Annotated in this window: 12 protein-coding genes and 1 tRNA gene; 7 read left to right on the top strand and 6 right to left on the bottom strand. The window is 48.9% G+C overall.

Translation table 11 applies throughout. The features are described from left to right. Nucleotides 1-8 precede the first annotated feature (8 nt). Nucleotides 9-2,786 carry a flavocytochrome c gene (locus I2123_RS06935; RefSeq protein WP_213052055.1) on the bottom strand — a complete coding sequence of 926 codons (2,778 nt, stop codon included), beginning with the start codon at nt 2,784-2,786 and terminating at the stop codon, nt 9-11. A gap of 710 nt (nt 2,787-3,496) precedes the next feature. Here I2123_RS06935 and I2123_RS06930 point away from each other — a divergent pair. Together I2123_RS06930 and fumA are read left to right on the top strand one after the other, a co-directional pair. After that, nucleotides 3,497-5,008 carry an anion permease gene (locus I2123_RS06930; RefSeq protein WP_274611820.1) on the top strand — a complete coding sequence of 504 codons (1,512 nt, stop codon included), beginning with the start codon at nt 3,497-3,499 and terminating at the stop codon, nt 5,006-5,008. Between the two features lie 193 nt (nt 5,009-5,201). Continuing rightward, entirely contained in the window at nt 5,202-6,848 is a 1,647-nt protein-coding gene (fumA, locus tag I2123_RS06925; protein ID WP_112164769.1) for a class I fumarate hydratase FumA, read from the top strand. A 118-nt stretch (nt 6,849-6,966) separates the two neighbouring features. Here fumA and I2123_RS06920 read toward each other — a convergent pair whose 3' ends face one another. Next, nucleotides 6,967-7,203 carry a putative hemolysin gene (locus tag I2123_RS06920; protein WP_112164768.1) on the bottom strand — a complete coding sequence of 79 codons (237 nt, stop codon included), beginning with the start codon at nt 7,201-7,203 and terminating at the stop codon, nt 6,967-6,969. A gap of 136 nt (nt 7,204-7,339) precedes the next feature. Here I2123_RS06920 and I2123_RS06915 point away from each other — a divergent pair, with 136 nt between their 5' ends. Continuing rightward, a complete protein-coding gene (locus I2123_RS06915) occupies nt 7,340-7,567 on the top strand; it encodes a hypothetical protein (protein ID WP_112164767.1) in 228 nt (75 codons plus the stop codon). A gap of 61 nt (nt 7,568-7,628) precedes the next feature. Here the strand turns inward: I2123_RS06915 and bhsA are convergent, their stop codons facing one another. Then, nucleotides 7,629-7,886 (bottom strand): multiple stress resistance protein BhsA, encoded by a 258-nt coding sequence (gene bhsA, locus I2123_RS06910; protein ID WP_112164766.1) that lies wholly within the window; start codon nt 7,884-7,886, stop codon nt 7,629-7,631. A 372-nt stretch (nt 7,887-8,258) separates the two neighbouring features. Here bhsA and I2123_RS06905 point away from each other — a divergent pair, with 372 nt between their 5' ends. The 4 genes from I2123_RS06905 to I2123_RS06890 all read left to right on the top strand — a co-directional run bounded on the left by I2123_RS06905 (nt 8,259) and on the right by I2123_RS06890 (nt 10,432). After that, complete coding sequence (locus I2123_RS06905) at nt 8,259-8,750, top strand: Hcp family type VI secretion system effector (RefSeq protein WP_112164765.1); 492 nt, start codon at nt 8,259-8,261, stop codon at nt 8,748-8,750. After that, the gene (locus I2123_RS25780; protein ID WP_112164764.1) at nt 8,750-9,220 is read left to right on the top strand and encodes a L,D-transpeptidase family protein; all 471 of its coding nucleotides are present in this window, start codon (nt 8,750-8,752) and stop codon (nt 9,218-9,220) included. Before I2123_RS06905 ends, I2123_RS25780 begins: the two co-directional genes overlap by 1 nt. After that, a complete protein-coding gene (locus tag I2123_RS06895) occupies nt 9,217-9,633 on the top strand; it encodes a hypothetical protein (protein WP_213052054.1) in 417 nt (138 codons plus the stop codon). Before I2123_RS25780 ends, I2123_RS06895 begins: the two co-directional genes overlap by 4 nt. Nucleotides 9,634-10,114: 481 nt before the next feature. Beyond that, nucleotides 10,115-10,432: a hypothetical protein gene (locus I2123_RS06890; RefSeq protein WP_213052053.1), complete on the top strand. Its 318-nt coding sequence runs from the start codon at nt 10,115-10,117 to the stop codon at nt 10,430-10,432. Nucleotides 10,433-10,464: 32 nt separating this feature from the next. Here I2123_RS06890 and I2123_RS06885 read toward each other — a convergent pair whose 3' ends face one another. The 3 genes from I2123_RS06885 to I2123_RS06875 all read right to left on the bottom strand — a co-directional run bounded on the left by I2123_RS06885 (nt 10,465) and on the right by I2123_RS06875 (nt 11,617). Then, nucleotides 10,465-10,725, bottom strand: a complete 261-nt coding sequence (locus I2123_RS06885) for a helix-turn-helix domain-containing protein (RefSeq protein WP_213052052.1) — start codon at nt 10,723-10,725, stop codon at nt 10,465-10,467. A 315-nt stretch (nt 10,726-11,040) separates the two neighbouring features. Further along, a complete protein-coding gene (locus tag I2123_RS06880; protein WP_244879888.1) occupies nt 11,041-11,322 on the bottom strand; it encodes a DUF3892 domain-containing protein in 282 nt (93 codons plus the stop codon). Between the two features lie 219 nt (nt 11,323-11,541). Then, nucleotides 11,542-11,617: transfer RNA gene (locus I2123_RS06875), tRNA-Thr, on the bottom strand. Between the last annotated feature and the right edge of the window lie 148 nt (nt 11,618-11,765).

Here is an 11,765-nt window from a genome sequence, read left to right as displayed (position 1 = left end):
ATTACCCGTTACCGCAGAGCGTGAATGGCGGCATTACGTCCCGCCAGAATACCGAAGATGATGATATCTGCAACGGCATTCCCGCCGATGCGGTTCGCACCGTGGATCCCACCGGCCACTTCACCCGCCGCAAACGCGCCGCGGATAACCTGTTCGCTGGCATCCAGCACGCAGGTGTCGGTGTTAATGGTCACGCCGCCCATGGTGTGATGCACGCCCGGCGCGATACGGATCGCGTAGAACGGCCCCTGATTGATCGGATGGCGCAGCGCCGTTTTACGGCCAAACTCGGCGTCGTCCTGTTTATCAACGGCGACGTTATAGCTTTCCAGCGTGGCGAGGAGCGCATGGTGATCCATCTCCAGCTTCGCAGCCAGTTCCATTGGTGACGCTGCGCTGATGACAAAACCGCGCGCGATGTATTCATCGGCCGCTTTGTTGTTCAGGCGAATCTGCTCGTCAAACACCACGTAAGCAAATTTCTCCGGCAGAGCGATGATGTTCGCCGACACTTTGTCGCGGGTTTCCATCTCATTGAAGAACCGCTTGCCCGCCTGACTGACCAGAATCGCACCGCCGCCACGGATGGCTTCGGAAATCAGGTAGGACGTGGTTTGCTCCACGGTCGGGTGGATTTGAATTTCGCCCATATCCACAGTGCCTGCACCGATTTTCTGCAAAATCGCGATGCCGCTACCGGTCGCGCCTTTGTGGTTAGTGGTCACAAAGCCGTCCAGCTCAGGGCGATATTTCACCACCATTTCGCTGTTGGCGCTGAAACCGCCGGTCGCCACAATCACGCTTTTCGCGTTGACGATCAGCACATCGTTGTCGTCGTTGAGCAATTCCACGCCCTGCACCGCGCCGTCGTGATAACGGATTTCGGTGACGGAAGTATCGAGCATCACATCGATGTTACGTTTGTTGAGGTTCTTCACCAGACCGCTTATCAGGAAGCCGCCGACGGCGCTGCGATCTGCCGGACGGTGCGTGCGGTCAATGCTCATGCCGCCGGTGATGGTGATGTCGCTCAGCTCAATATTGTGCTCAGCCAGCCATTCGACCGCCTGCGGGGCGCGCTCGACGAACTCTTTGAGCAGCACGGTATTGTTCTTGAACTGGCCACCCTTCAGGGTTTCCTGATAGAACAACTCCTTGCTGTCTTCGATGCCTTTCAGTTTCTGATAACGGGTATCTGCGGCGTTCATGCCGACTGACGCCTTGATGGTGTTGCCGCCGATGGTAGACATTTTTTCCACGATCAGCACTTTTGCCCCTTCATCACACGCCTGAATCGCCGCAGCCAGACCGGCACCGCCGCTGCCCACCACCACAACGTCGTAGCTTTGCGGCTCTGACAGGCTGCCGCCCTCTTCCAGCAGCTGCGCTTTGCAGGATTTGGCGATAGCTTTAGAGACGGCTTTTTTCACCGCTTCACTTTGCTCGGTCGCGCCGGTCACCGCATCAACGTGCGGGCTGTTGGCATCGAGAATACGTGTACGGATGATTTCAAAACTGGTGGTGAATTCGACGTCAACATCACTACCGGCTTGCAGTTCGATATCGGCAATACGGTCAGTTTCCAGACTAACGTTAATCGCCAGCTCATTGACGGGATCCTGCACTTTTTCCTGGAACACGCCGGCTTTGAATTTCTTGGACGTCATGCTCATGTCGCGGATCATCGCGTCCACCAGCGAAAAGCGCCACAGCGGTTCAGGAATGGTCAGCGCCTCGCGCTGGGTGCTGTCGATGAACAGCTCGAGTTTCTGATCACTGGCAATGCGATCGGTCCAGTCGGGATAGGCGATGCAGGCTTTCCCGATGGCGATCATGTCGTAACCGTGGGCCATCGCCAGTTCAGCGTCGGCTTTATTAACGATTCCGCCCACGCCCATCACCGGGATTTTCGCCAGTGTGTCAGAGCGCATCGTGACGTATTTGTCGATAAGCGGCGTCGGGTCAGTGGTATCGACAATAGAAGGTCGCAGCGAGTAGCCCAGCGAGAAGTGCAGATAATCAAGACCGCGCGCCGCCAGTTGCTCCAGCAGATACATCGTGTCGGCGAAACGAATGCCCGGCTCTTCCAGCTCTTCCGGCGAGAAACGATAACCGATGATGAAAGAAGAATCGGCGTATTTCTGCGCCATGGAGTGCGTAATGTCGAGAATGGCCAGCGGGAAACGGGCGCGGTTTTCGCGGCTGCCGCCCCATTTGTCATCGCGCTGGTTGGAGTTCGGTGAGAAGAACTGCTGAATGAGATAGGTGTTAGCGCCGTGGATTTCCACGCCGTCGAAACCGGCTTCGATGGCACGACGCACACCTTCACCGAATTTGGCGATCATGTCGTCCACTTCTTCTGCAGTCAGCGCGACCGGCGTTGCAGCGCCATCACGCGGGGCAGCCAGTGCGCTAGGTGCGACCGGAGTCTGGCCGCCAATCAATTTAGGTTCGCTCATGCGGCCGCCGTGATAAATCTGCAACACCGCTTTAGAACCCTGCGATTTCACGGCATCGGCGATTTTGGCCAGACCTTCAATTTTGCTGTCGTTGTCGATGCCAATCGCACCAGGAAACGCCAGCCCTTTGTCATCAATAAAGCAGCACTCGACGATCACCGTGCCGATGCTGCCGGCACGTGCGCGGTAGTACTCGACCAGTTCGCTGGTCACAGTACCGTCGAAAAAACCAGTACAGGTCGTCATCGGTGCCATCAGCACACGGTTTTTCAGCACGGTGCCATTTGGCAGAGTGAACGGACTCAATAATTGCGGGTTATGGCTCATAATATCCAGCTCCAAATTTAGAAAATATTTAATAATCTGTGAATTCGTTATCGGATTTGTTTTATTAATTTTATTTGTAGCCGATGTCATAGGAGTAATATAACGATATCTTTACTTTCAAAATGTGTAACGTTAGTTTATTAACTATTTATCCATTAATAGAATGCCCGCATTATTAAATTAATGTTAACCATGTTATTAAACGATCACATTAATTTAAATTACAATCCGTTTTACCTGTCATTAAAAGCCGAAAGATTACATTTACGCGGCAGCACATGACGTCATCGCGCACTACGGCAGGGCTGATTTTGTCTGATGCTGGCGGTTTTCACGGCCAGAAGCGGGATTTTAAAGGCAGGATGACTACTCACTTTTTTCATCGGGTGTAGACGCTAAAAATACCCCTATGTGACACTCGGAATTAATTCATATAAATAAACCCTTCATCTATTCCCATTGCCTTTTCTTAAATTTACACAGCTCCGTATTTTCTTGATCGAGATCAACAGTAATAACTGCGAAAAACGCATTATATAAACATATCCTCCCTCTTAAGGGGAATGAGAATAACTAAACTCAAATAACAATAATGGAGCAATTTAAATGCCACCATTAAATAACTAAAGAAACTTGAGTAAGTAAAGAAAGCATAATCATCTTACCTATGTATCAACAAACCTATTCTCAACTACTTGTAGACAAATAAAATGACAGATATCTCAAAAACTACGGTTACACCGCAGGCGAACAAACCGGCCGGGGGCAAGAAAAACCGCCTTCTGCTGATGTTCTTACCTGTGCTGGTTGCAGTGTTGTTGTTACTCGCTCCCGTCCCCAACGGTTTAGAACCGCATGCATGGCACTTCTTCGCCATCTTTGTCGGTGTGATCGTGGGCCTTATCTTCGAACCTTTGCCTGGCGCAGTGATCGGCCTGACCGGCGTCGTGGTCATCGCACTCTTCAGCCAGTGGTTGCTGTTCAGCCCGGCGGAGCTCGCTGACCCTAAATTCAAAATGGCGGCACAGTCCTTTAAATGGGCCGTGAGCGGCTTCGGTAATTCAACGGTATGGCTTATCTTCGGCGCATTCATGTTTGCCGCAGGCTACGATAAGACCCAGTTTGGCCGCCGTCTGGCGCTGATTCTGGTGAAATATCTTGGCCGCCGCAGCCTGACGCTGGGTTATGCCATCACCTTTGCCGATTTACTGCTGGCTCCGTTTACCCCGTCTAACACCGCGCGCAGCGGCGGTACAATCTACCCGATTATCGCTAACCTGCCGCCGCTGTACGGCTCCAAGCCGAATGACCCGAGTGCCCGTAAAATCGGTTCATACCTGATGTGGGTGGCGATCACCGCCGCGTGTATCACCAGTTCCATGTTCCTGTCCGCTCTGGCTCCTAACCTGCTGGCGCTGGGCATCGTAAACAGCATCACCGGGATTAACATTTCCTGGGGCACGTGGTTCTTCGCCTTCCTGCCTGTCGGTTTGCTACTGCTGCTGACCATGCCGCTCCTGGCATATTGGTTCTACCCGCCGGAAGTAAAAATCAATGATGAAGTGCCGCGCTGGGCGACCGCCGAGCTGGCCAAACTGGGCAGAATGTCCCGTCACGAAATCCTGCTGCTGGTCTTCGTGTGCTGTGCATTAGCCATGTGGATTTTTGCCGCCAGCTTTATCGAACCGGCCATGGCTGCACTGCTGGTAGTGGTTCTGATGTTGTGGACTGGCGTTCTGAACTGGAACGATATCACCAGCAACAAACCGGCCTGGAATACCTTCGCCTGGTTCGCCACGCTGGTAGCCCTTGCTGACGGCCTGTCCCGCACCGGTTTCATCGCCTGGCTGGGTAAAGAAGGCGCGGCCACTATGGGCGGCATCTCTCCGGGTACCGCAACTATCGTGCTGCTGCTGGCGTTTTATCTGCTGCACTACCTGTTTGCCAGCACCACGGCGCACACCACTGCACTGTTACCGGCCATGCTGACCATCGGTGCTGCAATTCCGGGCATCAACATGCAGGTGTTCTGTCTGCTGATGGTAACGTCGCTGGGGATCATGGGGATCATCACGCCATACGGCACCGGCCCAAGCCCGATTTACTACGGCAGCGGCTATCTGCCAACCAAAGACTACTGGCGTCTGGGCACCATCTTCGGTGCGATTTTCCTCGCCGCGCTGCTGCTGATTGGCTATCCGTGGATGATGATGATGTTCTGATACGGGTGATAAAATACCCTACAAAGCATTAACAGAACATTTACTGGAAGAAAACATATAAACCACGTTGCCAGCCTGTGTATAAGGCTGGCAACATAGAGAAAGCATATAAACGTCGCCCGATTTATCCCTGATTCACCCGAAACGAGAAGTCCTGCTAGTGGCGGCAATAACGGATAAAGTGAGAAAAACAATGTCGAACAAACCATTCCATTATCAAGACCCCTTCCCCGTTACCAAAGACACAACCGAATATTACCTGCTGACCAAAGATCATGTTTCTGTGAGCAATTTTGATGGTCAGGAAGTTTTAAAAGTCGAACCTGAAGCCCTTACACTGCTGGCACAGCACGCCTTCCATGACGCGTCATTCATGCTGCGCCCTGCGCATCAGCAACAGGTGGCTTCTATTCTTCACGATCCGGAATCCAGCGAAAACGACAAATACGTCGCGCTGCAATTCCTGAGAAACTCTGAGATCGCCGCGAAAGGCATTCTGCCTACCTGTCAGGACACCGGCACCGCGATCATCATGGGTAAAAAAGGCCAGCGCGTCTGGACCGGTGGCGGCGACGAAGCCAGCCTGTCGAAAGGCGTTTACAACACGTTCATCGAAGACAATCTGCGCTACTCGCAGAATGCCGCGCTGGATATGTATAAAGAAGTGAACACCGGCACCAACCTGCCGGCGCAAATCGACCTCTACAGCGTCGACGGCGACGAGTACAAATTCCTGTGTATCGCCAAAGGCGGCGGTTCTGCGAACAAAACCTATCTGTATCAGGAAACCAAAGCGCTGATCACACCAGCGAAGCTGAAAGGTTATCTGGTCGAGAAAATGCGCACGCTCGGTACGGCGGCCTGCCCTCCCTACCATATTGCATTTGTGATCGGCGGGACTTCCGCTGAAGCCACGCTGAAAACCGTGAAACTGGCGTCCACGCATTATTACGACGGTCTGCCAACCGAAGGCAACGAACACGGCCAGGCGTTCCGCGATGTGAATCTGGAACAAGAGCTGCTGGTCGAGGCGAATAATCTTGGCCTGGGCGCGCAGTTCGGTGGCAAATACTTTGCGCACGACATCCGCGTCGTGCGCCTGCCACGTCACGGCGCATCCTGCCCGGTCGGCATGGGCGTTTCCTGCTCCGCAGACCGTAACATCAAAGCCAAAATCAACCGCGACGGCATCTGGATCGAAAAACTGGAAGAAAATCCGGGCCAGTACATCCCTGAAGCATTGCGTCAGCAAGGCGAAGCCGGTGTGGTGAAGGTGGATCTGAACCGTCCGATGCCTGAAATCCTCGCGCAGCTGTCTGAGTATCCGGTGTCTACGCGTCTTTCCCTGACCGGTACTATCATTGTGGGCCGCGATATTGCGCACGCCAAGTTGAAAGAGCGTCTGGATAACGGCGAAGGCTTGCCGCAGTACATCAAAGATCACCCGATCTACTACGCAGGCCCGGCGAAAACGCCTGAAGGTTATGCGTCCGGCTCCCTCGGTCCGACCACCGCTGGCCGTATGGATTCCTACGTGGATCAGCTACAGGCTAATGGCGGCAGCATGATTATGCTGGCGAAAGGCAACCGCAGCAAACAGGTAACGGACGCGTGCCAGAAACACGGCGGCTTCTATCTGGGCAGCATCGGCGGCCCGGCAGCGGTTCTGGCGCAGCAAAGTATTAAGAGTCTGGAATGCGTGGAATACCCTGAATTAGGAATGGAAGCTATCTGGAAAATCGAAGTAGAAGACTTCCCGGCGTTCATTCTGGTGGATGACAAAGGCAACGATTTCTTCGAACAGATCCATGCCAGTACTTGCGCGAAGTGCGTGAAGTAATTAAACAGTCCTTAGGATAAACACAAAGCCTGCCGGAAACGGCGGGCTTTTTTTATGCGATTGACCCGTCCTAAATAGCGCTGACGCTACAAATTGATGGCGCGAACCAAATGAAGAATTACTTATGATCTCTGCGATATAAATCCCACTCGTCGATACGCTCCCCGCCCGGCAGAACACAATCCGCCCGCTCGCCCTGCGCCGTCTGGACGCGCACCGACGTCCCCCCTTTTTCATGACAATATACCGCCGCAGGATTTGCCATGCCGACGGGCGGGTATTTGACCGGTTCTGACTGAGCACCCGCGCAACCCGCCAATACTACGGCACTCATCAGAAGAAACAGTTTGTTCATAGCAGACCTTTTTGAGAATTTCATTGCCGGAGAAAGTGAGGACATTTCAAAAGTCATCTCATCTCACAAACCCATAGCCACTTAAGGGCTATGATGGTTTTTGTCTTAATGACGTTATGAATTTGGGAGGGATGATATGGAAAGGTACCAAAATCGGGGAGGAAATTCAGGTATCGTCGCTTTCGCCATAACGGAAGATTCAATCACGCTGAAGTTTAAAGATGGCTGGCATTACATCTACAACGCCGTCCGGCCGGGGCAAACAGACGTCACCCTGATGAAGGCCATGGCAAAATCCGGCAGCGGGCTTCACGCCTTTATCAACCGCAAGATCCAAAATAATTACTTCCATAAATACCGCTAAAAACGAAAAAGGCGGCAATCGCCGCCTCTTCTGCTTACTTCGTTTAATCACTCATTTGAGCTTATTTATACAGCTCAGCGGTACCGTACATCTGGTTATTACCGGAAGCACCGATGATGCGGTATGAACTTGCACCTGCCTGCGCGGCTTTGGCATTCAGTTCTGATTGCAGACCTGAAAGGTCACCGTTAGAAGATGCACTTACCACACCGATAGTCTGCTGACCGGCCGGAGCAGACTGAACTTCAGTTGCAGCCAGAGTTGAGAATGAAGCGGTAGCCAGTGTCAGAGCAGCGATTGTCATTGCGATGGTTTTCATGATGTTTTGTCCTGTCAGTCAATATTGTGCGGGTCACCTGCTTCGGTAATCCCGGTTTCGGGTCAACGTTAGTTATTAATTAACGTTCGATAAGTAAATGATAGAGAGTGCGGGAAGTTTGCGCAAGACATTTATTTAATGAGTGTTAACTTATTGTGCGATCGGGTGACGGGACTTTTAGGATCAGTGACTTATGAGTTGACCTCAATTATTTTTCGGCTTATTACAGGGGCTTATTTTAGCGAATAACGTTATCTGAATAGTTGGTCATAAAACTCATACATACAAAATATCTATGGCACAAATGGCCTTGTTGTATCTGATTTTACAGGATTATTTTGAGTTTCTATTTTCTAAAAAGGAATTTTTAAAATGGCAATTCCAGCTTATTTATGGCTAAAAGATGATGGTGGTACGGAAGTGAAGGGCTCAGTTGACGTGCATAACCGTGAAGGAAGTATTGAAGTTCTAAGCTTTACCCATGGCCTGCATATCCCCACTGATTGCAACACCGGAAAACTCACCGGCACACGAATTCATGGTGCATTCACTTTCGGTAAAGAGTTCGACAGATCATCGACCTACCTCTACAAAGCTGTGGCCACAGGGCAAACATTGAAATCCGCCGAAATGAAGTGGTATCACATTAATGATGCGGGCTATGAAGTTGAGTATTTCAACATGCTGCTTGAAAACGTAAAAATCGTATCTGTCACACCCGTGATGAACCACTGCAAAGATCCGAACTCTTTACATCTGAATCATATGGAATACGTCGATATGAGATACGAGAAAATAACCTGGAAACATTGCGACGGTAACCTTATCTACACTGATGCCTGGAATGAAAGAGTGACAGCCTGATGTCGCGACTTTCCTTTGATGGCTCAACACACACCCTTTCTCTGCTATCCGATGATGGCTCTGTCATCAATACCTGGACTGCCTACAACAACGTTGATTCCCACGCCAGCCTACGACACGTCAACAATGGCACATATCAGATTCAGGATAGAAATGCGCCTCACCCTCACACCGCGAATCCTAACGGTCCCTACGGCTCATTTGGAATTATACGATTTAGTGTTCCGGGGCATTCAGGCGTTGGAGTACATTCCGGCAGGGCAAACGCCCGTCACCTTCCTGGGCCAGCGCATCCGACGATGGGGTGTATTCGGACTTCTGATGAGGCTATGAAAGCCCTTAAGGAACATATGACTGGTCACTCACTTTCCACGATTGAGATACGGAATAATAGTGGCCCGTCAGCCGTAGGTTCTACGCAAAGAAATGAAAAGCGGGAGTATCAGGGAATGCGGATGGATTTCATATGAAGTGGACTGTCGCCCTTTTGTCGCTATTCCTGTTTACAGGCTCAACACAGGCAAAGGTCTGTACTCAGGAAGATGCCGCAGCCGCAGATCTGGCTGTTGATGGCCTGAATTCATGGGAGGCTATACAGAAAAACTCTGTCGATTACGGCCAATGTGACGATGGCAGCATTGCCGAAGGAAATTCCGAAGCAGTTGCCAGAATGCTTGTCGATAAGTGGTCGGAGATCGGAAAGCTAGAAACGTTAATCAGTCGCGACCCAAGCTTGCAAGAATATATTCTCAAGCATGTCGATTCGACGTTAGCCACAGATGACCTCAATCGGATTATTGAGCTTTCAACTAAATCATGTCCCGAAAAAAACATATTGCTGTGCAAAAAACTAATCAGTGCGGCGAAGAAGTCCTTGGAATAATGAGAAGCAAATAATCAACAGGGGACTGAGGTTTGCGCCCTGTCGCATGAAAGTCATGCTTTGTCCTTTATTCCGCCCGCTGCGGTCGGGCAATAAAATTGCCATACTGATCATGGTCACGGGTCTGCCAGACCCTGTGCGGTATAATACCAAAAGTTAAAAAATAATAATTTCATTTAGTTAAATCTCTATAAATTAAACATGACTAAGATAGCAATATAGAAAATATTACGTTGACTCTTATTCCAACTGAGAAGACTATCGAATGCATCCGGATTTAAAAAATGACAAGTCACGAGTAAAGAAATTTCATTTTTAATAATACACAAATATAGAGGCACTTAAAAAACCAGTCGAGATAGTAACCTTACGTTATTTCCTCGCATTAAATTAATAGTGAGTTAAGTATGTGAGGATTATTAAACCATCATATTAGCAATATTGCTAATAAATAAAATTCTAATTTCCTTAAGGACTGCACATGTCAAATACACATGACTTAATAGCACGAGCAATTCGCGAAAAAAAACAAATAACTGCAATTTATCAAGGTTATTACAGAGAAATGTGTCCTCATGCATTAGGTACTAGAAATGGAAGAGAACAAGCACTTTTCTATCAGTTCGGAGGGCAGAGTAGTACAGGAATTGTTACTCCTGACTCTACTTTCAACTGGAGATGCATTCCAATTGAAGGACTTAGTGAGGTGAACATTCGTGATGGTGAATGGTATACAGCAAACAATCACTCTCAAGATCAAACTTGCATTGATGGCATTGAAATTGAAGTTAAGCCATAAAAAAATGGCGGGAATTCCCGCCATTTTTACATTTAGCTTTTATTCCGCGCCCGCATCGAGCGTGTAATCAAATTTCCACGCTCGTCATAGTAGCGGCTCGGCCAGATCCTATGCGGCGCAATACCGATTGCCGCACAGATGATTGCCTCACCTTTCGGCCATGGTCTTGCTAAAGCATTAGAGAGCGTTGAAGAACTTAACCCCGCAGCGCGTGAAACCGCTGCCAGCGTTGTGCCTTTTTTGCGGAGTGCCGCGATGATGTCAGCGGGATACCAGTCGTTGGAATAATTCATGGATTTCTCCTTCAGATAGTTAATCACTACCACGGGAGCTGCGAAACTCGGCTGCGGATTAGGCCGCAGCGCTGTAGATTATTTCGAAAATCGCAGGAGCAAACCAAGTAAAGTGTTGAAGTTGCGAGATGGATTCCAAGGATTTTGTAAAAAAAAATTTATTTTTAAAGTTTACTAAGGTAAACCACCAAAAAAATGATGGAATTCGACAAACGAATTTCATCATTAAGATGAGAAACTGAAGTTAGTATTTAGTGATTAGAAAACCCATGAGTTTGAAATTAAAAATATTACTGAAAATACTATTTATTGTATTTAAGGGCATTCAGGAAGACTAAGTAGGTTATTAGGTTGTTCACCATCATTTTGAGTTTTTAAATATTTATTTCCAGATGAGCTAGTAGATACGATTATCCAAACTGATTGCCCACCAGCACTGACCCAAAAACGCCACCTCCCTGACTCAATACCAGAAATTGCTTCATCTTGAGATACTCTCCAACGGCTTCCATCGGCATTAATGCCTCCTATGAATTGTATTATTTCATGTGCATTATTACGATTTGATTTATTGATACACTTTACTTGAAGATCCATTACACTAACCTCCTTATTACTACGTGAGAGCATACAGTAGAACAAAGGCGATTTTATAATAGTGATACAGTTCAAAATCTGGAATATTTATAAATTTAATATTTATTAGAAAAATTACTAAACAGGGTTAATAATTTAATAAAAAATTCTGCTGAAGAAATAAATTCACCCACAAAATATGAAATATGTAACTCTTGGAAACTATATTGAGTTCAGAAATGGTGCCGACTACCGGAATCGAACTGGTGACCTACTGATTACAAGTCAGTTGCTCTACCTACTGAGCTAAGTCGGCATTTTGAGGTGTTACCGGGGAACTACGGGGTGATAAATTATTGAAATTTGATGCTGCCGTCAAGCCCCTGACGGTGCGTTTGCTGATTTTCTCGTCATTCTGCGCAAATTAATGAATTCGCACCGGTTTCATGAACAAAAATCCACCG

The sequence above is a fragment of the Rahnella inusitata genome, assembly GCF_018288855.1.
Taxonomy (GTDB): Bacteria; Pseudomonadota; Gammaproteobacteria; order Enterobacterales; family Enterobacteriaceae; genus Rahnella; species Rahnella inusitata.
The sequence above is the reverse complement of the archived record's forward strand: the minus strand, read 5'-3'. Positions and strand labels throughout refer to the sequence as shown.